The 26,306-nt window shown below is 35.9% G+C and carries 30 protein-coding genes; 26 read left to right on the top strand and 4 right to left on the bottom strand.

Annotation, left to right across the window (positions count from 1 at the left end; genetic code table 11):
- Positions 1 to 4: 4 nt before the first annotated feature.
- From ilvA to RK01_RS05350, 5 genes are all read left to right on the top strand, one after another.
- A complete protein-coding gene (gene ilvA / locus RK01_RS05370; protein ID WP_016172266.1) occupies positions 5 to 1,261 on the top strand; it encodes a threonine ammonia-lyase IlvA in 1,257 nt (418 codons plus the stop codon).
- Between the two features lie 271 nt (positions 1,262 to 1,532).
- Complete coding sequence (gene rpsN, locus RK01_RS05365) at positions 1,533 to 1,802, top strand: 30S ribosomal protein S14 (protein WP_016172265.1); 270 nt, start codon at positions 1,533 to 1,535, stop codon at positions 1,800 to 1,802.
- A gap of 127 nt (positions 1,803 to 1,929) precedes the next feature.
- Positions 1,930 to 2,979 carry a hypothetical protein gene (locus tag RK01_RS05360; protein WP_016172264.1) on the top strand — a complete coding sequence of 350 codons (1,050 nt, stop codon included), beginning with the start codon at positions 1,930 to 1,932 and terminating at the stop codon, positions 2,977 to 2,979.
- Positions 2,979 to 4,235 (top strand): tetratricopeptide repeat protein, encoded by a 1,257-nt coding sequence (locus tag RK01_RS05355; RefSeq protein ID WP_016172263.1) that lies wholly within the window; start codon positions 2,979 to 2,981, stop codon positions 4,233 to 4,235. Before RK01_RS05360 ends, RK01_RS05355 begins: the two co-directional genes overlap by 1 nt.
- Before the next feature lie 19 nt (positions 4,236 to 4,254).
- Positions 4,255 to 4,818 (top strand): YpiB family protein, encoded by a 564-nt coding sequence (locus RK01_RS05350; protein WP_016172262.1) that lies wholly within the window; start codon positions 4,255 to 4,257, stop codon positions 4,816 to 4,818.
- Positions 4,819 to 4,901: 83 nt separating this feature from the next.
- On the opposite strand, the gene RK01_RS05345 is transcribed toward RK01_RS05350, so the two are convergent.
- Positions 4,902 to 5,807: a YitT family protein gene (locus RK01_RS05345; RefSeq protein WP_195515500.1), complete on the bottom strand. Its 906-nt coding sequence runs from the start codon at positions 5,805 to 5,807 to the stop codon at positions 4,902 to 4,904.
- Between the two features lie 152 nt (positions 5,808 to 5,959).
- Between RK01_RS05345 and RK01_RS05340 the strand changes: the two genes are divergently transcribed.
- From RK01_RS05340 to rpmG, 5 genes are all read left to right on the top strand, one after another.
- Positions 5,960 to 6,322: a nucleotide pyrophosphohydrolase gene (locus tag RK01_RS05340; RefSeq protein ID WP_016172260.1), complete on the top strand. Its 363-nt coding sequence runs from the start codon at positions 5,960 to 5,962 to the stop codon at positions 6,320 to 6,322.
- Positions 6,309 to 7,529 carry a CCA tRNA nucleotidyltransferase gene (locus tag RK01_RS05335; RefSeq protein ID WP_016172259.1) on the top strand — a complete coding sequence of 407 codons (1,221 nt, stop codon included), beginning with the start codon at positions 6,309 to 6,311 and terminating at the stop codon, positions 7,527 to 7,529. The genes RK01_RS05340 and RK01_RS05335 overlap by 14 nt, the downstream gene beginning before the upstream one ends.
- Positions 7,526 to 7,882, top strand: a complete 357-nt coding sequence (locus RK01_RS05330) for a thioesterase family protein (protein WP_016172258.1) — start codon at positions 7,526 to 7,528, stop codon at positions 7,880 to 7,882. The genes RK01_RS05335 and RK01_RS05330 overlap by 4 nt, the downstream gene beginning before the upstream one ends.
- 131 nt (positions 7,883 to 8,013) lie before the next feature.
- Positions 8,014 to 8,469 carry a hypothetical protein gene (locus RK01_RS05325; RefSeq protein ID WP_016172257.1) on the top strand — a complete coding sequence of 152 codons (456 nt, stop codon included), beginning with the start codon at positions 8,014 to 8,016 and terminating at the stop codon, positions 8,467 to 8,469.
- A gap of 434 nt (positions 8,470 to 8,903) precedes the next feature.
- Entirely contained in the window at positions 8,904 to 9,053 is a 150-nt protein-coding gene (rpmG, locus tag RK01_RS05320) for a 50S ribosomal protein L33 (RefSeq protein ID WP_016172256.1), read from the top strand.
- Positions 9,054 to 9,223: 170 nt separating this feature from the next.
- On the opposite strand, the gene RK01_RS05315 is transcribed toward rpmG, so the two are convergent.
- The gene (locus tag RK01_RS05315; RefSeq protein WP_016172255.1) at positions 9,224 to 10,243 is read right to left on the bottom strand and encodes an AI-2E family transporter; all 1,020 of its coding nucleotides are present in this window, start codon (positions 10,241 to 10,243) and stop codon (positions 9,224 to 9,226) included.
- Between the two features lie 341 nt (positions 10,244 to 10,584).
- On the opposite strand from RK01_RS05315, the gene RK01_RS05310 reads away from it, so the two are divergent.
- A complete protein-coding gene (locus RK01_RS05310) occupies positions 10,585 to 11,382 on the top strand; it encodes a zinc-dependent alcohol dehydrogenase family protein (RefSeq protein ID WP_016172254.1) in 798 nt (265 codons plus the stop codon).
- Between the two features lie 158 nt (positions 11,383 to 11,540).
- On the opposite strand, the gene RK01_RS05305 is transcribed toward RK01_RS05310, so the two are convergent.
- On the bottom strand, positions 11,541 to 12,470 hold the full coding sequence (locus RK01_RS05305) for an ABC transporter substrate-binding protein (RefSeq protein ID WP_016172253.1): 930 nt from the start codon (positions 12,468 to 12,470) through the stop codon (positions 11,541 to 11,543).
- Between the two features lie 204 nt (positions 12,471 to 12,674).
- Here RK01_RS05305 and RK01_RS05300 point away from each other — a divergent pair, with 204 nt between their 5' ends.
- The 13 genes from RK01_RS05300 to RK01_RS05240 all read left to right on the top strand — a co-directional run bounded on the left by RK01_RS05300 (position 12,675) and on the right by RK01_RS05240 (position 23,669).
- Positions 12,675 to 13,475 (top strand): ABC transporter ATP-binding protein, encoded by an 801-nt coding sequence (locus RK01_RS05300; protein WP_016172252.1) that lies wholly within the window; start codon positions 12,675 to 12,677, stop codon positions 13,473 to 13,475.
- On the top strand, positions 13,465 to 14,454 hold the full coding sequence (locus RK01_RS05295) for a FecCD family ABC transporter permease (RefSeq protein ID WP_016172251.1): 990 nt from the start codon (positions 13,465 to 13,467) through the stop codon (positions 14,452 to 14,454). Before RK01_RS05300 ends, RK01_RS05295 begins: the two co-directional genes overlap by 11 nt.
- Positions 14,451 to 15,437, top strand: coding sequence for a FecCD family ABC transporter permease (locus RK01_RS05290; protein WP_016172250.1), 987 nt, complete (start codon positions 14,451 to 14,453; stop codon positions 15,435 to 15,437). The genes RK01_RS05295 and RK01_RS05290 overlap by 4 nt, the downstream gene beginning before the upstream one ends.
- 224 nt (positions 15,438 to 15,661) lie before the next feature.
- Positions 15,662 to 16,225: a 5-formyltetrahydrofolate cyclo-ligase gene (locus RK01_RS05285; protein WP_016172249.1), complete on the top strand. Its 564-nt coding sequence runs from the start codon at positions 15,662 to 15,664 to the stop codon at positions 16,223 to 16,225.
- Positions 16,218 to 16,913 (top strand): rhomboid family intramembrane serine protease, encoded by a 696-nt coding sequence (locus RK01_RS05280; protein ID WP_016172248.1) that lies wholly within the window; start codon positions 16,218 to 16,220, stop codon positions 16,911 to 16,913. Before RK01_RS05285 ends, RK01_RS05280 begins: the two co-directional genes overlap by 8 nt.
- 20 nt (positions 16,914 to 16,933) lie before the next feature.
- Positions 16,934 to 17,140, top strand: a complete 207-nt coding sequence (locus RK01_RS05275; RefSeq protein WP_016172247.1) for a YqgQ family protein — start codon at positions 16,934 to 16,936, stop codon at positions 17,138 to 17,140.
- 6 nt (positions 17,141 to 17,146) lie between these two features.
- Positions 17,147 to 18,112, top strand: coding sequence for an ROK family glucokinase (locus tag RK01_RS05270; RefSeq protein ID WP_016172246.1), 966 nt, complete (start codon positions 17,147 to 17,149; stop codon positions 18,110 to 18,112).
- Positions 18,113 to 18,127: 15 nt separating this feature from the next.
- Entirely contained in the window at positions 18,128 to 18,523 is a 396-nt protein-coding gene (locus tag RK01_RS05265; RefSeq protein ID WP_016172245.1) for a rhodanese-like domain-containing protein, read from the top strand.
- Between the two features lie 117 nt (positions 18,524 to 18,640).
- Complete coding sequence (locus RK01_RS05260; RefSeq protein ID WP_016172244.1) at positions 18,641 to 19,588, top strand: LacI family DNA-binding transcriptional regulator; 948 nt, start codon at positions 18,641 to 18,643, stop codon at positions 19,586 to 19,588.
- A 408-nt stretch (positions 19,589 to 19,996) separates the two neighbouring features.
- Positions 19,997 to 21,304 carry an ABC transporter substrate-binding protein gene (locus RK01_RS05255; protein ID WP_016172243.1) on the top strand — a complete coding sequence of 436 codons (1,308 nt, stop codon included), beginning with the start codon at positions 19,997 to 19,999 and terminating at the stop codon, positions 21,302 to 21,304.
- Positions 21,305 to 21,376: 72 nt separating this feature from the next.
- The gene (locus RK01_RS05250) at positions 21,377 to 22,240 is read left to right on the top strand and encodes a carbohydrate ABC transporter permease (RefSeq protein ID WP_016172242.1); all 864 of its coding nucleotides are present in this window, start codon (positions 21,377 to 21,379) and stop codon (positions 22,238 to 22,240) included.
- Positions 22,240 to 23,061, top strand: coding sequence for a carbohydrate ABC transporter permease (locus tag RK01_RS05245; protein ID WP_016172241.1), 822 nt, complete (start codon positions 22,240 to 22,242; stop codon positions 23,059 to 23,061). Before RK01_RS05250 ends, RK01_RS05245 begins: the two co-directional genes overlap by 1 nt.
- 248 nt (positions 23,062 to 23,309) lie before the next feature.
- Positions 23,310 to 23,669: a DUF488 domain-containing protein gene (locus RK01_RS05240; protein WP_016172240.1), complete on the top strand. Its 360-nt coding sequence runs from the start codon at positions 23,310 to 23,312 to the stop codon at positions 23,667 to 23,669.
- Positions 23,670 to 23,784: 115 nt separating this feature from the next.
- Here RK01_RS05240 and RK01_RS13475 read toward each other — a convergent pair whose 3' ends face one another.
- Positions 23,785 to 23,952 (bottom strand): DUF3042 family protein, encoded by a 168-nt coding sequence (locus RK01_RS13475; RefSeq protein WP_016172239.1) that lies wholly within the window; start codon positions 23,950 to 23,952, stop codon positions 23,785 to 23,787.
- Positions 23,953 to 24,134: 182 nt separating this feature from the next.
- Between RK01_RS13475 and RK01_RS05235 the strand changes: the two genes are divergently transcribed.
- Together RK01_RS05235 and galE are read left to right on the top strand one after the other, a co-directional pair.
- Positions 24,135 to 25,298, top strand: a complete 1,164-nt coding sequence (locus tag RK01_RS05235) for a galactokinase (RefSeq protein WP_016172238.1) — start codon at positions 24,135 to 24,137, stop codon at positions 25,296 to 25,298.
- An 18-nt stretch (positions 25,299 to 25,316) separates the two neighbouring features.
- Positions 25,317 to 26,306, top strand: a complete 990-nt coding sequence (gene galE, locus RK01_RS05230) for a UDP-glucose 4-epimerase GalE (protein WP_016172237.1) — start codon at positions 25,317 to 25,319, stop codon at positions 26,304 to 26,306.

Here is a 26,306-nt window from a genome sequence, read left to right as displayed (position 1 = left end):
GGCCTTGGAATTGATTACAGATGCTGAAGTCAAAAGTGCTTACCAAGTATTAAAAAAATCAGTTACTCATACACCTTTACAATATGATCGCTACTTATCAGAAAAGTATAAAGCAACTATTTTGTTAAAACGAGAAGACTTACAAAAAGTTCGTTCTTTTAAGCTACGTGGGGCTTATTATGCCATTAAGCAACTGCCGCCTGAACAATTAGTAAACGGTGTAGTTTGTGCCAGTGCTGGTAATCATGCCCAAGGTGTTGCATATACGAGTCATGAAATGGACATTCCGGCTGTCATTTTTATGCCTACCACTACGCCGCACCAAAAAATTTCGCAAGTCGAATTTTTCGGTGGTAAAAAAGTTACCATTAAATTGGTAGGCGACACCTTTGATGCTTCAGCTAAAGCGGCAAAAGAATTTGCGGTTAAACAGGAAATGGCCTTTATTGATCCTTTTAATGATCCCAACATTATTGCTGGCCAAGGCACATTGGCATTGGAAATGATGGAAGATGCTAAAAAAGAAGGATTGCAACCGAATTTTATCTTGACAGCTATTGGAGGAGGGGGACTAATTAGCGGTGTTGCCGCTTATGTAAAAAATATAAGTCCTGCTACTACGATAATTGGCGTTGAACCAAAAGGTGCACCTTCAATGCAGGCCGCCTTTGAAAATGGTGGTCCAATAGCTTTAAAGCAGATTGATAAGTTTGTGGATGGTGCGGCAGTTAAAGAGGTCGGTACAATTACGTATTTTCATGCTAAAAATTATTTGGATCGTTTAATAATGGTTGATGAAGGCGTTATTTGTTCGACTATTTTAGAATTATATACAAAACAAGCGATTGTGGCAGAACCAGCTGGCGCCCTCAGTGTAGCGGCTTTAGAAGTTTTAAAAGATGAGATTGAAGGCAAGACAGTCATCTGTGTGGTAAGCGGAGGAAATAATGATATCAGTCGCATGGCAGAAATCGAGGAGCGCTCCTTGGTGTATGAAGGACTGCAACATTATTTTGTGGTGAATTTTCCTCAGCGCCCAGGGGCGTTGAAAGAATTTGTTAGTGAAGTTTTAGGTCCAACTGATGATATTACCCGTTTTGAATATACAAAAAAAGTAAATCGTGGTACAGGACCAGTAGTATTAGGCGTTTTACTTAAACAACCTGGTGATTTAGCGGCTTTGTTAACTCGATTGGCTGAATTTGATGCTGCATTTATTAACTTGCAAAAAGAACCATCGCTTTATTCTTTATTAGTATAAAATGGCAAATACCGTTTGGAAGGCAATGTTAAAGAGGAGACTATTAGTCTGATTTTTAGCAGTTACTCCATTGGGTATTTGCTTTTTTATCGCGCTTTATTTTGAAGAAAGTTTTATTTAGTAGCTAAAAGTTGAATCTATGAGTAAAATGGCAAATAAGGTTGGATATTTGCAGTAAAAATAAAAATATGCTATGTTTATAAAGCGTAAGTATTACGTTTTAAATGCTCAAGAAATTGTTCGCTGGCTTAAATAAGAAAGGACAGCACAAATGGCAAAAAAATCAAAAATTGCAAAAGCAAAAAGACAAGAAGCGATGATTGCTCGTTATGCTAACATCCGCTATCAATTAAAACAAGAACGTGATTATGAAGCTTTAGCTAAATTGCCCAAAGATTCTAATCCCAACCGATTGAAAAATAGGGATCGGATTGATGGACGGCCAAGAGGTTATATGCGTAAATTTGGAATGTCACGGATAAAATTTAGAGAATTGGCCCATCAAGGTAAGATTCCGGGTGTTAAAAAAGCTAGTTGGTAAATCAAATTCGTTTCTTAAAACTTCTCATTAAAAATGGGAAGTTTTTTTCCTTTTTTTGAAAGGAAAAAAACGGCGAAATCTTTTGGTTCTCTGCCTTTTAATGATAAACTTGTAATAGGAGGAGCTTATGGAAAAAAGCTATCAGAAGGACCAATTTATTACAGATATTTTTTATGGGGAAACGTTAAAAAAAAGTATTAATTTTTCTGCCAGTCCCAAGCAGCATGTAATCATACTAACAAATCAAAAGTATTATGATCGCTCTTTTGAAAAAATAAACCAACTTTTTAAGTCTGCCGAAGAAATCGATTGGTATGTTTGCCGAAATCAAACTTATTGTAACAATTTGGAAGAGTTGATGAACTTACTGCATTTTTTAGAACGTTTCCCACAAAATCGTCAGTACTTGTTTTGTGCTTATGGGAATGAAGGCGTGATGCAACTCACTGGGTTTTTGGCACAGACAACGATTTTACCCAGTCATTATTGGTGCTTACCGGTTTCGGTACGTTCTTTGGCTAAGGCGCTCTTAGTAGAGCAAGCAATCATGAAACAAAATAACCAAGTTTTGTTGCAAGTCAAAAATTTGCCGCAAGCTATTTATTTTGATCAGACATTGACAGAAGCCCAGCAAGACGGGAAATTAGTGGATTTACTGATTTTTATTCGTGTAGGGATTGTTTGTGATTATCATTTTTTACAAAATTTATATTTAAATTTTCCTGATCAACACCGTGTTTATCGTCGCTCCTTTGCGGCTTTAATACCGGAATTAATTCATTATTATGCCCATTCTTCAGAAATTGAAACATTTGGTAAATTGTTTGAAACAGCTTTTTACCAGACGGAAAACGGTCATTTACTCTCTGCTAACATGAAACGCCTATTTGGTATTCTATTTCATCTATTTTGGAGTGACGCCAATAATGCTCTTCATTTTAATTTAAAAAATTTTTTAATATGGTTCAATCACCTAGGCTATCCGATTACTTTGCCAGCGCAAATTTCTTTAACAGATTATCAACTTCAAGTATTGGCACAAGGGCAAAAGCAAGAGCCTTTGACCGTATTAGCCGAAATAGGAAAAATAAGCACTCATAAAGAAGTAACGCTTCAAACGCTGCAACAAGCAATTACAAATTACCAAGTTATTTTAAAGGAGATCAGTGAAAGTTAATGGAAAAATCCTATAGTGAACAAATGTTACAAGCATTAGAAAATGAAGATTTAGTCAGTGCAAATTTGGCTTTTAACCAAGCACTAATTCAAGATGAAGATAGTGAATTGCATGAATTAGCCCAGTACTTATTACAAATTGGCTTTTTAGAAGAAGCAGAACAAACATTTTTACATTTGTTAGAAAAGTATCCAAATAATGAAGAACTTTATTTGGGACTCGCTGAAGTAGCAATTGAAAATGATAATAGCGATCAAGCTTTGAATTTTATTGAAAAAGTTCCTAAAGATAGTGACTATTATGTCCAAGCGTTATTGTTATCAGCTGATCTTTATCAAATGATTGGTATTCCAGAAGTAAGTGAAGCAAAATTAACAGAAGCCGCAAAAATTTTACCAGACGAGCCACTCATTCAATTTGCTTTAGCAGAATTGTTCTTCAATACCGAACGCTTTGGTGAAGCCGCGACGATTTATCAAATATTATTAAATTCAGGAATTACTGAAATGGCTGATATTTTGTTAGAAGAACGTTTCGGAACAGCATTAAGTATGGAAGGACAATTTGAAGAGGCTGTTATTCATTTGCGTAATGCGTTAGAGACAGAAGTAACTGATGAACGTCTTTTCCAAATCGCTTTTGTTTACCGGCAATTAAAAGAAAATGAACAAGTTATTCAATTTTTGGAGCAATTACGCAATTTAAATCCGCAATATCAGTCGCTTTACTTGTATTTAGCAGAAGCTTTACAAGATGAAGAACAATTAGAAGAAGCGCAAGAAGTCATTGAGGCTGGCATTAAAGAAAATCCTTTCAATGTGGATTTTTATCAGTTTGCTTCTGAAAATGTTTATCGCCTACATGATGATAAAAAAGCTGAAGAGTATTTACAAAAAGCTTTGGAAACTGGCGATAAATTGGATCAGACCCTTTTTATGTTAAGTAATTTATATTTGAAACAAGAAGATTATGAGGAAGTTATTGCAACAATCAATGAAATGGATAATTCTGATGATGCCTATGCCCAATGGAATTTAGCTCATGCTTATAATCAATTGGAAGATTTTACAGAAGCGGCCATTCATTTTGAAAAAGCTAATATTGCGTTACACCATGAACCAGAATTTATGAAAGAATACGGTATTTTCTTACGTGAAGAAGGGAAAATTCAAGCAGCAAAAGAATTACTAGAGCACTATCTCGCTCATGAACCAGGAGACTTAGAAGTGCAATCGATTGTGGAGGCTTTATCCTAAAGAAAAGAAGGTGAGGACGATGTTTATCGACGTCAAAGAAAAGAAAAATTTTCTCAACTGGTTTGTTACCCATGCTTCTTTTAGTCGCCGAGAGGTTTGCTGGATTTTAAATTATTTGGCTAATCACGAAGCTATTTTAAACAATGTTCACTTTGTAGAAAATGCAGATGTCACTATGCGCGGTTTGCAAATTCGCGATCTAACCGTACAAGGAGAGCCAATTAAGTTATTTTTGCAAGGCAAGGTTTTTGATGATAGTGATCAAATTTTTCATGAAATTCGTTTGAATTGGAAAGAAGCGCTTTACATCGAGTGTCTATTTGAGAACGCCTGGGATAATCCTGGTTATTTGTCGATATTAGAAGATAATCCTTTTTTAAAATGGAATGAAAATATTGATGCAGATGTACTAGCAAGTATTAATCACTTTTTAGCAGAAGAGGAACAAATGGCACAAATTAAGCAATTATACCAAGAAATTGACAGGGCTTTGGAAAAAGGCGATGAAGAAACATTCCTCTGTCTCTCTGAAGCTGTTAATAAAAAGCTACAACAGCACAAAGAACAAAAAACTGCCGAATAAGCGAGTAAAATGACGATGAAAATTGGAGTCCTGAAATTATATTTTAGGCTGTGATTTTCATCGTCGTTTTATTTTGCGTTCTACTAGCGCTGATTAGCGGTATTCTTCAACTTTTTAAAGAAATTTTTCTTGGGTCGTTTGTACGTAAATCCTTCACCTGAAACTTCATGAACATTAATGACAGAAATAAAAGCTTGTTGATCAAACTCTGCAATAATCCGCTTTACTTCCATGACTTCACGAGAAGTGACTACCATATATAGAATGTTTTTATCGGTACCAGAATAAGCGCCTTCGCCTTTTAGAAAGCTTGTACCCCGCCCCGTTGTTGCCATTAAAACCGGCGCCATTTGTTTTGTCTCATTAGAAATTACTAAAATTCCTTTAGCCGAATACCCACCATCTAAAATGGTATCGACAATATTGGCAAACACATAAGAAAAAATCAGGGTATACATCATTTTCTTTAAGTCAATATAAGTTAAAGAGGCCAACAGGATTAAAATATCAAAGAAAAATAATGAACGTCCAACGGAGATACCTTGTTTTTTCTCCAAAATGCGGGCAATGACATCACTGCCGCCTGTCGTTCCGCCGACGCGATAAACAATACCGCTACCAAAACCAGCCACAATACCCGCTAACAAAGCCGAAATCAGTAAATCATGTTCCAGATTAATTGCGAGTGGAACTTTTTGCCAAATAAATAACCATACCGATAAGCTGGTAGTACCAAAAATAGTATAGTAAAAAGATCGCTTCCCTAAAATTTGCCCACCTAAAATGATAATCGGAATGTTTAAAATGAAAGTACTATAGGCAGGATTAATACCAAATAGCGCTCGTAAAATTAAAGTAATTCCCGTCACGCCGCCTTCTGCGAGGCTATTTGGAATATTGATATAGATTAAACCAAATGCATAAAGACAAGTACCAATCAAAATCAAAATCAAATCTCGCAGTAAAAAGGTATACTTAGTCGTATTCATAATTTCACCATCTTTCGTTTCACTTGAAAAATATTGCAAGATAACGTTTGTTTTCTGCCTTCTCAAATGTAGCACGAAAAATTGGCAGAGACAATTGGTGCAGACTTTGATTTGCTGCATTATTTTGATAAGATAAAGACAGGAGTGATCACATGACAGAAAAGACATTACAGCAGATGCAACAAGAAGTTGATGCCTATATTGCACAATTTAAAGTAGGATATTTTTCTCCCTTAGCTCAAATGGCGCGTATGACAGAGGAAATCGGAGAATTGGCTAGAGAAGTAAACCATTATTATGGTGAAAAACAAAAAAAGGCAGACGAAGCACCAAATACAGTCTCAGAAGAATTAGGAGATGTATTTTTTGTTTTGTTATTAATGGCTAATTCTTTAGAAATTGACTTGACCGAAGTCTTTGATAAAAATATGGCGAAATTTAATCAGCGCGATCGCTACCGCTTTGAACGAAAAGATGGTCAACGTGCGCCGGAGGATGAAGATGCAATTAGTTAATTTACCTGAAGAATTTAAACTGGCTTTACCTGTGATGGGGCAAATTGAGCAGGCGGGTTTTGAAGCTTATTTTGTGGGAGGTAGTGTACGAGATATTCTACTTGGACACAAAATACACGATGTAGATATAGCCACAAGTGCTTTTCCCGCTGAAATAAAAGCGATTTTTCCCAGAACAATTGATATTGGCATTGAGCATGGCACGGTTTTAGTTTTACATCAAGATGAGCAATATGAAGTGACAACATTTCGCACGGAGTCGACTTATCAGGATTTTAGACGTCCTGATCATGTCGAATTTGTCCGCTCATTAACCGAAGATTTGAAACGTCGCGATTTTACCATCAACGCTTTTGCTTTAAAAGACGACGGTGAAGTAATCGATCTATTTGATGGTTTAATCGATTTAAAAGAACATGTTTTACGGGCAGTGGGAAATCCTCATGAACGTTTTCATGAAGATGCTTTGCGCATGATGCGAGGCCTCCGCTTTGTTAGCCAACTTGGTTTTTCTTTTGAAATAGAGACCTTTGATGCCATCAGCGAAAATCATACATTACTAGAAAAAATTTCGGTGGAGCGTATTTATGTGGAATTTAGCAAACTGTTGCTGGGAAAATTTCGTAATCAGGCAATTCGCTTTTTAGTCGAAACGGAATGCTATTTGTATTGTCCGGGACTGCGTTATTATGGCGAAGCTTTATTGCGTTTTGCAGATTTAAAGCCAATAATGTTTACCACTGTCGCACAAGCTTGGACAGTGTTGTTTGAACAAATGGGTATTGGTCAAAAGTTAATTCGGCCCTTTTTAAAAGAGTGGAAAGCTTCCAATGATTTGATTCAAGAAGTTCAAGCTCTTTCCTGGGGACTAAGAGTACGCCAAGAGCATCTTTTACGACCATGGGAAATTTATCAATTAGGGTTAGAAAATAGTTTAGCCGTAGAAGCGTTAATGCCTTTTTACAATTTGGCGCCGGCTCGGGATGAAGTGGCAAAAATTTATGCTGCTTTGCCAATTAAACATTTGCGAGAACTAGAAATTAACGGGAATGACCTTTTACAAAAATTTACTTTAAAACCAGGGAAATGGCTAAAAGATATTTTAAGTCAATTGGAGTATCAAGTTGTGACTGGCTCTTTAAAAAATGATGCTAAAGCATTATTAGATGCAGCTCAGGAGATTTTACGGGCAGGTGAACAGAATTGATACAAAAAGATTTTATCGTCACCAAAGAGCTTACAGCAGCCACTATAGGGTCTGGCGGACTTGCTGTTTTGGCAACACCGGCTGTTGTCCAGATGGTAGAGAATACTTGTTATGAATATTTACAACAAAAACTCAATGAACAGCAGACAACAGTTGGCACAAAAATTGAATTGAGACATGTCAAACCCTCAAAAATGGGGGCTGTTATTACAGTTGAAGTATCACTTTTAAAACAAGACTTTAAAAAAGCTACTTTTGCTTTTTCTTGTCGTGATAATGAAAATCTTATCGCGACAGGAACACATACGCGCGTACAGGTAAATTGCGAAAAATTTTTAAGTCAATTGGATTAATCTGTAAGCATTTTCTTAACTCCCATTTCAAAGTTGTGCTAAACTTATGGATGGAGCGAATTAAATTGTTAATGTCGCAATCATGGTATCAAAAGATAAAATGAATTGTTGACATATAAGGAGGAAATCAGATGGCTAGAGAGATGACAGCATTGAAATTTTATTTCCGTAATGGGGAAACATGGACGATCAACCGTCGCTTTATTGGTGACTTGTGGATTAAACAAATTACCACAAGTTACGGACGAATTAATGGTAGTGAATTTGTCGAAATTCATCCCTGTGCGGGCTTTAAAATTGAAATTTATCCAGAAGGAGATCATGTTGCCACACATGATATTAACTTAGGCGGTTTGGAATTAGGCATGTTTGCTCGTGCGTTGAAATATCAAGATATTGAACGGATGGAAATCTTGTTTAAAACAGGTAAACCAGATATGGTATATTTCCCATACAAAGATAAAGATAGTGAAGGTTTGGATAATGTTTACCAAACAACTAAAGTCAGTGAAGAAACAAAAAGTCTTTACATCGTAATCAATCCTGAACAAACGGTAGACGATGTTTACGGCGAACATTTCGAATAAAACGTAATACGAACCACCGCACAATATTGATTTTTGTGCGGTGGTTTTTTTACAGGTAAAGATGTTATATCTTTGTTACAAAGAATAAAGATGGCGTACCATTGATGTGGAAAGTTGAATCCACCAACTGGCTTGGTACAACAATAAAGAAATCTTGAATAATGAAAGAACAATTTATCAAGGTTTTGATTTATTGCGTGAGAGCTAAACAGGATGGTTCAGCTGTTTTTATGAATAGAGGATTCTTTTTCCATTAATTATAATAAATTTTAAATTAAAAGGGTAATGCTAGGAGGTTTTTTCCATTTTTATCGTCAAGTAAAACTACTTAACAAAATTCACTTAAAAGACTAGCTTTCAAAGAAAAAACATGCTATCATATTCAAGTCTGAGAGAAATCTTAGAGTATCAATGAGGATATGGGAGGGAAAAACATGCGCGTAAACATCACATTAGAGTGCACTTCTTGTAAAGAACGCAACTATTTAACAAGCAAAAACAAACGTAACAACCCTGACCGCTTGGAAAAAAATAAATATTGCCCACGCGAAAGAAAAGTTACTTTACACCGCGAAACTAAATAATCGTTTGAAAAACCCTTTAAGACCAGTGTTTTAGAGGGTTTTTCTTTTTGTTTTGAAAAAAATTTCTAATTTTTTGTGTCCGTGCAATAAGCAATTATTGCAAGCTTTACTACTTTCAATAGACTTAAATGAGCAAATTTGAATTATAGATCTATTAAAGAAAACTCTCTTTATTCGTTAGAATGAGGGATTTTTTTTACCTTCATAACATCTAAGAAGAAAGTGAAAATAGGAATACCAACAATTAATCCCCAAATACCAAAAAGTCGCTCTGCAACTAAAAGAATCACGAATGTGTAAAAAATAGGTAACTCGGTACGACTGGACATGAATTTGGGATTTAAGACGTAAGCTTCCAAGATATGGATTCCAAGAATTATTAATAAAATAAAAAGTAAGTCCCACATCCCACCTTGAGAATAGGCAATAAATGATAGCGGAATACTAGAAATTATTGCACCGGCCACTGGAATGAGACTAAATAAAAAGACCATCAAACCGAGGCTTGGAAGTTGATGGAAGCCCATAATTGCTAAGCAAATAACCGTAATTACCGTGTTGACAATGGCAATAAAAAACTGGGCTTCTAAAACGACTCCAAAAGTATTGATAAATTTTTGAGCGAAATAAAATATATCTTGAAAATACCAGCCAAAATCACTCGTTAAAAATAATTTTGAAAAGTCTTTTACCTTTTTTAATTCAACCGTAAAAAAGAAGCTGAGTAAAAAAGATAATGCTAAAGAAACCGCTAAATTACCAAAGTCGTGGAGATAGCCAATGATAAAACTAGCCCCTCCTTTTAATTGATCAAGAAATTCACTGCGTTGCACATATTTTAATATCCAATCAAGCATCTGATTGGAGCTGGTGGGTTGGTTATCATAAAAATCAATAACTGTATCGACCATATTCCAAGTCTGATGAAATAAAATAGGAATGTATTTGGTGAGTGCAATGTATAAAAGTAAAATCATGCCGCCATATAATGCAATGACAATGATAAGGGGTTTTAATTTGATAAAGCGTTGGACCAATTGTACAAAATGAATAGCTAAATAAGTAAAGATGAAAGTTAATAAAATTGGAGTCATAAGACTCCGAGCTAAGTATAATAAGAAAACAATACTCAATAAAACGCAATAGCATCTTAACTTAATGTTGGCAACAAAATTTTCATAAAGTTTCACTAAGATATCCCTCGTTTTTATAAAAGTTTTCTTTAGTATAGTCGTTTTTGCTGGGCAAACCTACTATCTTTGCCTCAACGAACAAAAATGTTAGTCATTGGTGAGACATTTTTAGTAGTACATGGAGCGTAGCAAATGAAGTAAGAAACTAAAAATAGAAACAAGTTGATTTTATGTGAAAATAGGATTTTAAGATAAAAGTAGATCAATCCTATTTATAGAAAAATGAAATAAGGCGGGAAAAGTGAACATGGACAATCAGCAACTTTATTTTGAAACATTTGGCAAACCGGAAAAAGTTATTAAATTGAAAAATAAAAAATAGACAGATCGCACCATTGATGAAAGGAGAAATTTTAGTCGAAATGCTTTATGCTCCGATTAATCCTTCTGATTTAATTCCAGTAACGGGAGCTTATTCCCCTCGAACTCCTCTACCAAGTTTACTTGGTTACGAAGGAGTAGGCATTGTGAGAAGTGTCAAAAATGTGGCTGATCAGTATTTATTAAATAAGATGGTTCTTCCGTTAAGAGGAGAAGGAACGTGGCAGCGATTTGTGGTCACACAAGCAGACTATGCGATTGTAGTTCCTGATGAGATTGATCTGCTGACAGCAAGTCAAGCATATATTAATCCCGTAACTGCTTGGGTATTGTGTGTTGAAGAATTTCAATTGAAAAGAGGAGACATTTTAGTCATAAATGCTGCCAACTCATCAATTGGCAAATCTTTTGTTCAGTTGGCAAAATTATTGGGTTTTCATTTGATTGCCATTGTCCGTCATGAATGTGCACGTAAAGAGTTGGAAAAGCTTGGCGCCTTTTTTGTTATTAATTCTACTTCTGAAAATGTCAAAGAAAAAATCATGCAGATAACAGACGGAAAAGGCGTCACGGCGGCGGTTGATTCTGTGGGTGGGGTACAAGGAACAATTCTTGCTACTTGTGTAAAAAAAGGCGGAAATTTTCGAACCATTGGTTTGCTTTCAGGCAAGCAGGTAGACTGGCAGTTTTTGACAACAGAGCTAGATATTTCAGTCGCCATTTTCCATTTGCGGCATTGGTTTGATCAAATCTCAGTGGAGCATTGGCAACGGGTCTTTGAAACTATTTTTTACTATATGAAAAAAGGACTGTAGCAATTACCACAGCCGGCAGCGCATTATGCCATTACCCATTACGCCAAAGCAATTGCAAGCCAGAAGCAAACCCAAGGGAAGATAATCTTTGATTTTTATCCTAAATCCAATTAATAAACGGGGCACTTACTTCTTTAGAAGTAAGTGCCCCGTTTGGTTTATTTTAATTTTATTTTGATGTCTTCAATCATCTCGCGATAAGCAATTGGACCATTATACAACCAACTTTTTTCAGGTCCGAATTCCCATAAGTTACCATTTTTTACTGCCGGAATATTTTGCCACAAGGGATCCTTAAACATTGCAGCACTTTTATCACTGTTTACAAGAATTAAATAGTCACAATCAATTTGAGCCAATTTTTCTAATGAAACAGCAGACCAATCAGAGGTTGCTTTTTCGCTAATCTCTTTGGTCAGATTAGGTACTTCAAAGCCTAATTGTTGGTACAATAAGTCGCCACTCGAACGTGTATCAGACACCATAAATGCAGAGTTATTAGTTACCCATAAAACAGCTACCGATTTATTTTTTATTTTATCTGTATATGTTTCCTTTGTTTCTTTTACTAATTTTTCGTAATCACGAATAACTTTTTTGCCATCTTTTTCTTTGTTTAAGACGTTTGCAATATCTGTTAATTTATCTTGCCAAGTAATATTTTCTCCATTTTTTACAACATATGTGGGGGCAATTTTGGCGTATTTATCATATTTTCCGCCTTCCACTAACCCATTTGATTCAATTAATAATAAATCAGGCGCATAAGACAACACATCTTCATATGGCAAGTCATAACTGATGAGGGGAACATCTTTTAGTTCCTTATTCAGATAATCTTGGTGTGTCCCGCCACCAACAGTCCATTGTGCTACTGGTTTTTCGTCTAAAGCCACTAGGTAGTCTTCTAAATAACTTCCAATAATTCGCTTTGGTTGCTGTGAAATTTCAACTTTATGATCTAATTGATCTGTAAGGGTTCGATTTTCTTCTTTAACAGTCTCATTTTTTTTAGTTCCACATGCCGCAAATAAAAAAAGACTCGTTAACACCAATAACCCCGTGGTAATTTTGTGATACTTTTTCATAATTACATCCTTTCTTTTTCCCCAAAATAAAATTCTCCTCGATTTAATTGAGAATGATTATCATTTAAAAATATTAGCATAGTTCTTCTTTTTGTCAATTGGGTTTTTTAAGAAATACGATGAAATCAATTTTTACTTCTATTGACGAATTGAAAAATTAAAGCGATAATTGATAATCATTATCAATGAAAGTAGAGAATTATTATGACTACCTTGGAAGCAAAAGAAATAACGGTGGGTTATCAAAAACAAATTATTATTGATTCTTTGTCGCTTCAATTACCAGTAGGAAAAATAATTGGTTTAATTGGACCCAATGGCAGCGGAAAGTCGACATTATTAAAGACATTGGCGCGCATTATGCAACCACAAAAAGGGGTAGTAAACTTAAACGGTGTCAGTATTGAAACAATCCCCACAAAAGAAGTCGCCCAGCAAATTGCTTTATTAGCCCAAAATAGCGAACAAAATCTAGAATTAACCGTCAAAGAATTAGTTTCTTATGGACGTTTTCCCTATCAAAAAGGATTGCGTCAATTAGATCAAAAAGACGTGGAAGCCATTGAGTGGGCCTTGTCTGCAACCGGATTGACCAAGCTGACTGAACGCTCGTTGCAAGCTCTTTCCGGAGGACAAAGACAACGGGTTTGGTTGGCAATGGCGTTAGCGCAAGATACAGATATTCTCATTTTAGATGAGCCTACAACTTTTTTGGATCCAGCGCATCAGCTGGAAATCTTGCAGTTACTGCAAAAAATTAATCAAAAATATCAAAAAACAATCGTTATGTCTATTCATGATTTAAATTTGGCTTCGCGTTTTTCGGATATTTTAATTGGGTTAAAACAAGGTGAAATTATCGCAAAGGGCACACCACAAAATGTTATGACGACAGAAAATTTGGCGCGCTTATTTGCAATCAAAGCAGAATTAACGGTGGATATTAAGACTGAAAAACCGCTCTTAATGAACTATGAATTACAGGTGAGCGAAGATGAAGTCTAGACATTTGGGCATAGTGTGGTTGTTTTTGATTTTAGCGTCTGTTTTACTTTTATTTTTTTCCTTAACAAATGGAGCTGCCGCTATTTCGATTGTGGAAATTAAGAATGCTTTTTTACATTTTGACAGTCAGAACCAAGGACAACAAATTATTGTGAATTTACGTTTACCTCGCATCATCGGTGCTTTTTTGGTTGGCAGTGCATTTGCCTTAAGTGGGGCAGTCATGCAAGGAGTTACACGTAATCCGTTGGCTGATGCGGGGCTATTAGGCATTAATAGTGGTGCTTCATTAGGATTAGCATTGGTGTTTGTTTTTTTGCCAAAAGCTTCGATTAGTCAAACTATATGGTTTTCTTTTGCTGGTGCATTTTTAGCGGCTTTTTTAATATTTTTGGTTAGTCGCCAGTCTGTGACGTCATTCACACCAACTCGCCTCGTTTTAGCTGGAGTTGCCATTAGTAGTTTGTTTACTGCTGTTAGTCAGGCATTAGGACTGATATTTGATTTGCAACAAGATATTGCTTTTTGGTTTGTGGGAGGAGTTGCCAACATTACTTGGGAACAACTACACCAGGTTTGGCTACTTTATTTTATGGCTGTTGGTGGATTATTATTTTTAGCTAATGGTATTAATTTATTGGTTTTAGGTGATGATACTGCTTTGGCATTGGGGAAAAAACCTGAACGCATCCGATTATTCACATTAATCTTAGTTGTTTTTTTAGCCGGTATCGCGGTCGCATTGGTTGGTCCAATTAGTTTCATTGGCCTGATGGTCCCTCATGTGTTGCGTCATTTTACAGGCGATAATTACCATAGACTACTGCCATTAGTTTGGTTTGGCGGAGGGTTATTTGTGGTTTTAGCAGATTTATTAGCCCGCTTATTAAATCCACCGTTTGAAACGCCCTTAGGACTTTTAATCACAATTATCGGGGTTCCTTTCCTACTCTTTCGGATTTGGAGGAGCCAATCATGAAAAAGAAATATATTTATAGTTTTGCTGCAATTTTATTAGTTATTTTATTCTTCACTAGTATTTTAGTTGGACGCAACAATTTGAACTTATCTGACATATTGGTAGTGGTGACTGGCGAAGCTGGGAATGCCTTGCAATTAACTATTTTTGAGTTAAGATTACCGCGAACAATTTTAGCAATTTTAGGAGGGGCAGGACTAGGTGCCGCAGGCTATTTGCTGCAAGGGGTAACGCGCAATGATTTGGCAGATGCTTCTTTACTGGGAATTAATAGTGGGGCTGGTTTTTTTGTTCTCATTTATCTCGGCTTTTTCGCCCAAGGAAATGGGTTCTTATTGCCATTGTTAGCTTTAATTGGCGGATTAGTTGCGGTTTTAGCAGTTTATGGCATCGCTTATCAAAGTGGCCCCTTTTTAGCTTTAGACAAACTACTTTTAGCCGGTGTGGCTGTAAATGCTGGTTTTGGTGCCTTAACTTTATTGGGCACAATTAAGGTTGCGCCTGATCGCTATCGTTTTGTAACCAATTGGCTAGCAGGCTCTTTGTGGGGGGCAAACTGGAGTTATGTTCTGATTTTATGCGGCTGGTTAATGCTTTTAATTGGAATTACGCTTGTGCAATTACCTTATTTGGACTTGTTGCAATTAAATGATGAACAGGCCTTAAGTATAGGGATTGAAGTTCGTAAAGTTCGCCTTCGCTTTTTATTTTTAGGGGCGGCTATTGCAGCTAGTTGCGTTGCTTTTTGTGGTAATTTGGCTTTTGTAGGTCTTTTAGCGCCTCATATTACAAAAAGACTATTGAAAGGGCAAGCATCGCAACGTTTCCCATTAAGTTTACTTATCGGCTCTCTGATTGTCTTAACTGCTGACACAATCGGGCGTATACTCTTAACTAGTGGTGAGTTACCTGCTGGTGTTATGATAGCAATTTGTGGCGCACCGTATTTCTTGGTTCTGCTGGTGCAAAAGCCCCGCACATAAACTGAATAGTCAGGTAATACAAGACCAAATAGTAAGTCTTATTTTGTACTTACTGCTGGTCTTGTTTTGTTTAACAGCAATAGATAAATGTCAATTTTGATCCGGCGTTTGCTATTTTTTTGCTTTTTCGATACCATGCAAGTAGAGTCTTTTGGAAGAAATGAGTGTTTGGGTACTTCAAATCTTATTTTTGCAGAAGTTTTCTAAATTAAGGAGCGATTCACTTGGATAAAAAAATATTGCGTAAAGAAGGAATTGCCAAACTGCAAGAACTTGCCTCGCATAAACAACGAAAACAAAAAAAAGAAACTATTATTTTACAATTATTATTTTCTAGCCGGATATGGCAAAAGGCAACTTGCATTGGTGTTATTCGGGCGACTGGCATTGAATTAGATACACAGCCGATTTTTAAACGGGCGTTTGCAGAAGGAAAAAAAATAGTAGTACCTAAAGCTCCGCAAGATCGTATATTAACTTTTCATCCTGTCACAGAAAAAACAGAATACTTGCTTTCTAGTTTTGGGGTAGAAGAGCCCTTAGTATTTGAAAAAGTTGTCAAAGATGAAATTGATTTATTAATTGTACCAGGTCTCATTTTCTCCAGTGAAGGTTATCGCATTGGTTTTGGAGGCGGCTATTATGATCGCTTTTTAAAAGATTTTCAAGGACCAACGGTGAGTTTAGCTTTTGGTGAACAAATACGCGATGATTGGCAGCCGGAAAATTTTGATATACCGGTAGCAAAAATAATTACGGATTTTAGAAATGAGGTTTTTTATGAATAAGGAATGGAAGTTGACGTTGAAACGTTGGTTGAATCGTCCTATTGTAACCTATAGCTTTTTAGCTATTCAAACTATTGTTTACTTATTGATGTTTATTCCCAGCTTACAAATTGAAGCTCGTGGGGTAATGTTTGGGCCTTTTGTCGCTTATTTCCATCAATACTGGCGCTTTATTACGCCGATTTTCATCCATTTTTCTCTTACACATTTTGCAGTCAATTCTATTGTTTTGTATTTTATTGGCCAGCAGGTTGAAGCTATTTATGGACACTTACGATTCTTCATTTTATATATACTAAGTGGTATGATGGGCAACTTTGTGAGTTTCGCTTTTAATGATGCTGGAATTCGTTCTGCTGGCAGTAGTACTTCTATTTTTGGTGTCTTTGGAGCTTTCTTATTACTGGGTTATTATTTCCGGAATAATCCTGCCATTCAAGGCATGGTCAGACAATTTGCACTTTTTGTAGGCTTAAGCTTATTATTTGGAATTTTTGATCGTTCTATTGATATTTGGGGACACATTGGCGGGATTATCGGCGGACTTTTATTAGGGAATGTTGTAGCTTTACCCCAAAATCACGGTCGTTTTTCAATTCATACTAGAATTATTTCAGGTGTTGTTTTTGGATTTCTTTTAGTGATTTGTCTTTTATATGGTTTAAAAAAATATGGATTGCCTGTATAATATGCGAGGAAGTGTGTTAAATGGAAACTCTTTACGATGTTCAACAGTTGTTTAAACGTTTTGGTATTTATATTTATGTTGGCAAGCGTATCTATGATATCGAATTGATGTTAATTGAATTAAAAAAATTGTACGATGGCCGCTTAATCGACCACGATACATATTTAACTTGTTGGCGCATATTAAAACGAGAACATCGCATTGAAGAAAGTCGACAGAAAGGATAATTGTACATGGACAAAAAAATTATTGGAATTGATCTTGGGGGGACAACTGTAAAGTTTGCGATCTTAACCACTGAAGGAGAAATTCAACAAAAGTGGAGTATCGAAACCAACATTTTAGATGAAGGTAGCCATATCGTACCAGAAATTGTGGAATCTATTAATCATCATTTAGCTTTATACAATATGAAACCAGAAGATTTTGTCGGAATTGGAATGGGAACTCCTGGCAGTGTAGATCGTAAAGCTGGTACAGTAATTGGGGCCTATAATTTAAACTGGACAACTTTACAACCTATTAAAGAACAAATCGAAGCCGGAACAACTATTCCTTTTGCTATTGATAATGATGCCAATGTTGCTGCGCTTGGAGAACGATGGTTAGGAGCAGGGGAGAATAACCCAGATGTAGTCTTTATTACCCTTGGTACTGGCGTAGGTGGTGGTATTATCGCCGAAGGACATCTATTGCATGGTGTAGCCGGCTGTGCCGGTGAAATCGGACATGTAACGGTTGATCCTGATGGTTTCATGTGTACCTGTGGTAAAAAAGGTTGTTTAGAAACAGTTTCTTCTGCTACAGGTGTTGTACGCGTTGCGCGTCATTTAGCAGAAGAATATGCGGGAGATTCTAAATTAAAAGCGCAGCTGGATGAAGGTTATGATATCTCTTCTAAAGACGTTTTTGAATACGCTGAAGCCGGAGATCAGTTTGCTTTAATGGTAGTGGACAAAGTTTGCTTTTACTTAGGTTTGGCCTGTGGTAATTTAGGCAACACTTTAAATCCATCAGCAATTGTTTTAGGTGGTGGTGTTTCTGCTGCAGGTGAATTTTTGCGCAGTCGTGTAGAAAAATACTTTGCTGAGTTCACTTTCCCACAAGTAACTGAAAGTACAAGTATTAAATTAGCACAATTAGGTAATGAAGCGGGCGTTATTGGAGCTGCTTCATTAGCATTAGATTTTGTAAAGTAGGAAGGAAAGCAAAAAATGTCTCCCATTATTATTATTGATATTGTTTTAATTGCCATTTTATTAGGAATCGGGATTAATGAACTATATATCCGGATAATGGCAAAAAAATCTGCCACGACCATTGATCAAGAAACATTTCGTGACGGGATGCGAAAAGCTCAAATAATTGATGTGCGTGAAAAAGATGAGTTTGATGCTGGTCATATTTTAGGGGCTCGAAATATTCCTTATTCTGTTTTAAAAAACTCAATTGGTAGTATTCGTAAAGACCAACCTGTTTATATTTACGATCAAAAACGTGCTATTGCAGTGCGGGCCGCAAACAAATTACGAAAAGCGGGATATACGAACCTTTATCTGCTTAAAGGTGGCTACCAAGGTTGGGAAGGTAAAGTAAAAAAGAAAAATTAATTTTAAGCTGCAGCGGGGCATTCTCCGGTGCAGTTTTTTTTGTTAAACTGTAAATAGTACATATAAAAAATAATAAAATATAGCTTTACTGCTAAGCGTTAACTTAAAGGAGATAAAATGGCTACTCTATCTGATGTTGCAAAACTTGCAAATGTATCGAAAATGACTGTTTCTCGCGTAATAAATCATCCCGAGCAAGTAACAAATGAGCTTAAAAAATTAGTTTATCAGGCAATGGGAGAGTTGAACTATCATCCTAATATTGCTGCAAAAGCGTTAGTCTCAAATCGCTCTCAAATTATAAAATTATATATTTTAGAAGAACTAGATACAACAGAACCTTATTATATGAATTTGTTGATGGGAATTGCCCGTGCTGTGGGCAAAGCACATTATTCTTTACAATTAGTTACTAGTAACGGTATCGATCATGGCTCTTGTGATGGTTATATTTTGACTGGTGTACGAAGTCAAGACTTTGACTGGATCCATACCTTAACAAAACCAGTCATATTATTTGGAGAAAATAATCAAGATATTGACTTTGTTGATAGTGATAACCGTTACGGAACGGCGACGGCAACGAAATATGCGTTAAAAGCCGGTTATGAAAATTTGATTTTTGTAGGTATTGATGTTGCGGAACCTTTTGCCCATGAGCGAGAAGAAGGTTATTTAGATGTTATGGCAGAAAATAATTTGTCCCCCAAAATTTTTCGACTGCAAAATCGTTCCACCCAAAGTGAAATTTTTATCGAAGAACACTGGGGGTCTTTTAAAGAAAATACTTGTTTCATTTGTTCTTCTGATCGTCTGGCAATCGGGATTGAGCGCGCTTTAATAAATTGTGGAGGAGCAGTGCCAGAAGATTTTGGTATTATTGGCTTTGACGGTGTCTTTCTTGATCAGGTCAGTTCCCCTAAACTGACGACAATGAAACAAGACATTATAAAAATGGGGGAAGCTTGTGGTGAGATGCTTGTTAAAAAAATTGAGGAAAATGGACAAACGCAAGGATATCGTCGTTTTTTACCTGAATTAGTTGTTCGAGAGTCTACTCGTTAAGAAAATTTTGAAATCAAAAGTCAAAATAAAGGTTTAAGTAAAGCAACTCCACTTCCTTAGTTAAAAAGCTAATCATGGGGTTGCTTTTTGTTCAATTAAGATGGTTTCTGTACAAAAAGAATGTTTGAAAATTTATAGCTTCAACCTAAATATTTAGTTGTTGCATTCTGATTTTTATTGTGGATGAAAAATAATGGAAAAACTAGGACACAGCGCAAATAAATACATACTTAAAGCAATCGGTTGCATTGTTGATATCGTTGTTTTTATCGCATTTTAAAAAATCAAATAATGTTATTTATATTTTGTTACCGGTAACAAACAGATAAACTATTGATTTAAAAAGAAAACGATTGCATAATATAAATGTAATAAGAAATAAGGGACAATATGAAGGAGGATTCAGAAATGAAGGGATTTTGGAAAAAAGTGGGCGCAGGATTGTTACTATCTGGTGTAGCATTAACTATTGCTGCGTGTGGAAATTCAGGCGACAGTGTAAGTGGCAACAGTGGTGGCTCATCAGACCAAACTGAAATCGATATTTTTCAGTTTAAAGTAGAATTCAAAGATCAGTTTGAAAAGCTAGCCAAAGAGTATGAAGAAAAAAATCCAGACATTAAGATTAATGTTGAAACAGTTGGTGGCGGTTCAGATTATGGCGCAGCCCTAAAATCAAAATTCTCATCTGGTAACGAACCAAATATTTATAATATTGGTGGACCAGAAGATGTGAACATGTGGGTAGATAGCTTAACTGATTTAAGTGATACAGAATCTGCTAAACAAGCATTAGATGGTACTTTAACAGGTGCTACAAAAGATGGAAAAGTTCTAGGTTTACCATACAACATTGAAGGTTATGGTGTCCTTTACAACAAAGAAATTTTTGAAAAAGCTGGTATTGATGCGTCAACAATTAAATCATTAGACGATTTAGAAACTGCGGCTAAAACTTTAGATAGCAAAAAAAGTGAGTTAGGGATTGATGCACCATTTGCATTAGCTGCAAAAGAACAATGGATTACAGGTTTACATGGATCAAATGCTTTCTTAAATGCAGAGTTTGATAACGATGTAATGAAAGCGTATGAATCTAAAACTGTAGAATTTAAATATGGTGATCAATTTAAAAAATATCTTGATATTAGCAATAAATACTCTGTTCAACCTACTAACAGTTTAGATTATTCACAACAAATTGAGCAATTATTCTCAAATGGAAAAGTTGCAATGACACAACAAGGTAACTGGGTATATCCAACAATTGAAGGTATTAATAAAGATCTTGCGAATAAAAATATCGGTTTATTACCAATTCCAATTGATGGTGTAACAGAAGGAACAATTCCAGTTGGCGTACCAATGTATTGGGGTGTTAATCCAAATGCAAGTGATGAAGAAATCAAAGCTTCTAAAGATTTCTTAGACTATCTATATACTTCTGATGAAGGTAAGAAGATTGTTTTAGAAGACTTCAAATTTGTACCTGCGTATAAAGGCTACGATACTGATAAAATTTCTGATCCACTTTCAAAAGATGTTTATACTTATTATACAGACGGTAACACAACTGGTTGGGTATTCATGGGCTATCCAGCTGGATGGGGCGAACAAACTTTAGGCGCCGAAATTCAAAAATATGTTGCTGGTGATGCATCTTGGGATGAAGTTGTTAAATCTGCGCAAGATAAATGGGCAGACGAACGGAAATAATTAAGCTTACATTGAAAACACGGGAGAATCTGAAGCTCTCTCGTGTTTTCTCTTATAAGGGGGAGTTAGCGTATGAAACATCAAAGGAAGATGTGGTTTTATTTATTTGCAGCACCAGTTGTAATCGCACTTATTTTAGTTGTCGTGGTACCATTTTTATATGGTATTTATTATTCATTTACCGATTGGGATGCCGTTGCCAGAGGAAATTTTGTTGGCATTGAAAATTATCAAAAATTGATCCATGATGAAGGTTTTCGCAATGCAATTTGGTTTACCGTAAAATTTGCTGTTGTTTCGATTGTGTTAATTAACATCATTGGGTTAGGCTTGGCACTACTGGTGACAAGCAAATTTAAAGGTGCTAATCTATTACGGACAATTTTCTTTATGCCTAATTTGATTGGTGGCTTGATTTTAGGTTTTATTTGGCAATTTATTTTCATTAATGCATTTTCTGCCATGGGGGACTTCTTTGGTAATCCGGGCTTAAAGACATGGCTGTCAACTACTCAAACTGGTTTTTGGGCAATGGTTATTGTCATGTGCTGGCAAATGTCAGGTTATATTATGGTCATTTACATCTCCTATTTACAAGGGGTAGACGAATCGTTGTTAGAAGCAGCAGATTTGGATGGCGCCACACCTTGGCAAAAATTTTGGAATGTACGCTTTCCTTTAATTATGCCTGGTTTCACAGTTAGTTTATTTATGACACTTTCTAACTGTTTCAAATTGTATGACCAAAACTTATCTTTAACAAATGGTGGGCCCTACAATTCAACGCAAATGGTAGCTATGAATATCTACAATACTGCATTTGTGGAAAATAAAATGGGGTATGCGCAATCTAAAGCAGTTGTATTCTTCTTATTTGTTGCGATTATTTCATTAACACAAGTTTATGTTACAAAAAGAAAAGAGGTCGAAGCATAATGAAAAATATGACAAAAAGTCAACTTTTACGTGCCGTTTTAGGACTGCTTTTAGGACTAGTTTGGCTTGTACCTTTTTATCTAATGATTTCGAACTCTTTCAAATCGAAACAAGAAATTTTTACGAATCCTTTAAAAATTCCAGAAAACTTTACTTGGGATAATTATCCAGAAGCGTTTCAACAATTAGACTTTTTAAAAACACTATTTAATTCATTATTGATTACGGTTGTCAGCGTGATTGTCATCATTATTTTTTCTGCAATGTGTGCCTATGCGCTAGAGCGGACGAAAAGTAAATTGAGTGGAATTATCTTCATGGCTTTTGTTGCAGCCATGTTAGTACCATTTCAATCTGTTATGATTCCATTAGTCTCGCTTTTTGGTAAAGCACAAATGTTAAATCAAGTCGGAATTATCTTTATGTATCTTGGATTTGGTGGTAGCATGTCTATTTTCTTATATCATGGTGCTTTAAAATCAATTCCTAAGGCATTGGATGAAGCAGCGATTATCGATGGCGCTTCTCGATTCCAAGTGTTTTGGCATGTGATTTTCCCAATGCTAAAACCGACAACGGTGACTGTGGCTGTATTGAATACGATGTGGATTTGGAATGACTATCTATTACCATCATTAGTAATTAATTCGCCTGAAACTCAAACGATTCCATTGAAGATGTTCTTCTTTTTCGGACAATATACAAAACAATGGCATTTAGCATTGGCAGGCTTAGTAATTGCAGTCTTGCCAGTTGTAATTTTCTACTTTATTATGCAAAAACAAATCATCAAAGGTGTTGCAGAAGGGGCTGTGAAATAAGCAGCGCTACGTAATCTTCCTCTTAATTATAGCCAGTAGCAAAAAGCTACTGGCTATTTTTAGCGTTCCTTTTCCTAAGAAGGTTTTTTATTGATGTTAAAATTAAAAAACAGTCTAATTTGATGTAGAAAAGCACATCTTTTACAGTTAAGGAAAGGACAGGAAACATTTTTTATTAAAAGAAAACGGGTATAATATTAGTATAAGTATATGTGTCACATGTAGAGAATTAGAAAGAAGGGAAACTGTTGATCAAAGTTAAACGAATTTATGCCGATTATGAAAAAAGTGATGGTTTTCGAATTTTAGTAGATCGCATTTGGCCGCGGGGAATAAAGAAAGTTGATGCGCATATAGACCTTTGGTTAAAAGAGATTGCTCCTAGCACCGATTTAAGAAAGTGGTTTCATCATGATCCGTTAAAATTTGAGGAATTTAAGAAGCGGTATTTAGCGGAATTACAAGCAGAGCCAAATAAAAACGTGGTGAAGAAGCTGTTAAATCTGATAGAAGAAAAAGAGTCTGTTACTTTATTATATGGAGCAAAAGATTCATCCCATAATCAAGCAATCATTTTAGCATCTTATCTAGACGACTTATTGCCGTAGAGAGCTAATTTGTGAGGCTAAATCGCAACAACCGTGGTATAACGGCATTATTCCTTGCTAAAAATTGTATCGTCCCTTTACCTGTTAAAAAAGCACACCCATTGGGTGTGCTTTTTTAACGTGCAACGCGTTTACGCATCGCTTTTTTTCGATTTTCTTCAATCATTGCTTCTTTTTCATCAATTGGATCGATAACTTGTTTTTTAACCGCGGTAACAAAAGCACCGGCAGCTGCAACAGTAGCTAACGTACCCACTAAAACACCAGATACAAATTTTTTCATCTCAATCACTCCGTTCATGCTTTTATTATATTATGTAACAAGTTATCTAAAAATAAAAGTTATAAGCCTTTTTGCTTCTTTTTTTCCAACGTATTACTCTTGACTTTATATAAAAAAAGTTTGAAAAAGTTTAGTAAATAAATTATAATAAATTTACTAAATAAATAGACGAGGTGTTTTTGATGGAGAAAGAGTTGCAAACAATTTTTAATGAAAAATTTGGCGGACAAGCAAGTGGGGAGTACTTTGCTCCTGGGCGAATTAATCTAATTGGCGAACATACAGATTATAATGGTGGTTATGTTTTCCCTGCTTCAATTACAATTGGAACATATGGTTTAGCGCGTAAACGAGATGATAAAAAAGTGCGGCTATATTCAGAAAATTTTTCTGAAAAAGGAATTATTGAATTTTCTATTGATGATTTAGAATTTAAAAAGGAACACGACTGGACTAACTATCCAAAAGGGATGGTGCGCTTTTTAAAAAGTGATGGCTTTGCCATTGAAAGTGGCATGGAAATTCTTTTTTATGGTACTATTCCAAATGGGGCGGGACTTTCATCTTCGGCATCGATTGAACTGCTAACTGGTGTTATTTTGAAAGATTTATTCCAACTTGATGTTAAAATGATTGAATTGGTTCAAACGGGTAAACGCGTAGAAAATAAATTTATTGGTGTGAATTCCGGGATTATGGATCAATTTGCAATAGGGATGGGACAAAAAGATCATGCTATTTTATTGGACACCAATACATTGGAATATGAAATGGTGCCAGCAGAATTTGGAGATTATGTGGTCGCTATTATGAATACCAATAAGCGCCGTGAACTAGCCGACTCAAAATATAACGAACGACGTAGTGAATGTGAAGATGCTTTAAGCCGTTTGCAAACTAAATTATCGATCCAATCATTAGGTGAATTATCAGAAGAAGAATTTTTGAGTAATACAAATCTAATTGGGGATGAAACTTTAATTAAACGAGCAAAACACGCTGTAACTGAAAATGAACGGACAAAGAAGGCAAAAGCTGCCTTAGTCAAAGGTGATTTAGCCACATTTGGCAAATTATTGAATGCATCTCACAAATCATTGCAGTATGATTATGAAGTAACAGGCAGCGAATTGGATACTTTGGTTGCGGCCGCTCAAGCGCAAACAGGTGTATTAGGTGCGCGGATGACAGGAGCAGGTTTTGGTGGCTGTGCGATTGCATTAGTTAAAGCAAGTGCATTTGCGAATTTTACTGAAAATGTAAAAACAACATACAAAGCAAAGATTGGATACGATACGGATATTTACAAAGCGAGTATTGATGACGGTGCCCGTAAATTAAAATAAAAAGCTGGAGGTTTTATTATGTCAATTTTAGTATTAGGGGGAGCAGGTTACATTGGTTCCCACGCTGTGGACCAGTTAATTACAAAAGGATATGATGTTGTCGTGGTTGACAACTTATTAACAGGTCATAGACAAGCAATTCACCAAGCGGCTCGTTTTTATGAAGGGGACGTGCGGGATAAGTCTTTTTTAGAAAATGTTTTTCAAAAAGAAGAAATTGAAGGGGTCATTCACTTTGCTGCTAGTTCTTTAGTCGGTGAATCGGTCGAAAAACCTTTGAAATACTTTAATAATAATGTTTATGGCATGCAAATTTTACTTGAAGTGATGCAGGAAAATAATGTAAATAATATTGTCTTTTCGTCTACTGCAGCAACATATGGTGAACCAAAAGTTGTGCCGATTAAAGAAACTGCTGAAACAGCTCCTAAAAATCCTTACGGTGAAAGTAAATTAATGATGGAAAAAATGATGAAATGGTGCGATAACGCGTATGGTATGAAATATGTGGCATTACGTTATTTCAATGTTGCCGGAGCAAAATCAGATGCTTCTATTGGAGAAGATCACAATCCAGAAACACATTTAGTCCCGATTATTTTACAAGTTGCTTTAGGCCAAAGAGAAGCCCTGCAAATTTTTGGTGATGACTATAAAACCCCAGACGGTACCTGTATTCGTGATTATGTTCAAGTAGAAGACTTAATTGCTGCTCATATTTTAGCTTTGGAATATTTAAAAGCAGGAAACGATAGTAATGTCTTTAACTTAGGTAGTAATAATGGTTACTCTGTGAAGGAAATGTTGGAAGCAGCAAGACTCGTAACAGGAAAAGAAATCCCCGCTAAAGTTGCGCCACGTCGTGCGGGAGACCCGGCGACGTTGGTAGCTTCTAGTGATAAAGCAAAAGAAATTTTAGGATGGCAACCCGCCTATACAGATATTAAAGATATTATTAAAACTGCTTGGGATTGGCACGTTAGTCATCCTCATGGCTATGAAGACTAG

It is taken from the genome of Enterococcus dispar ATCC 51266, from assembly GCF_000406945.1.
In the GTDB taxonomy this organism is placed as follows: domain Bacteria; phylum Bacillota; class Bacilli; order Lactobacillales; family Enterococcaceae; genus Enterococcus_C; species Enterococcus_C dispar.
Note: the sequence above shows the minus strand (reverse complement) of the source record. Positions and strands in the feature narration are given on the sequence as shown.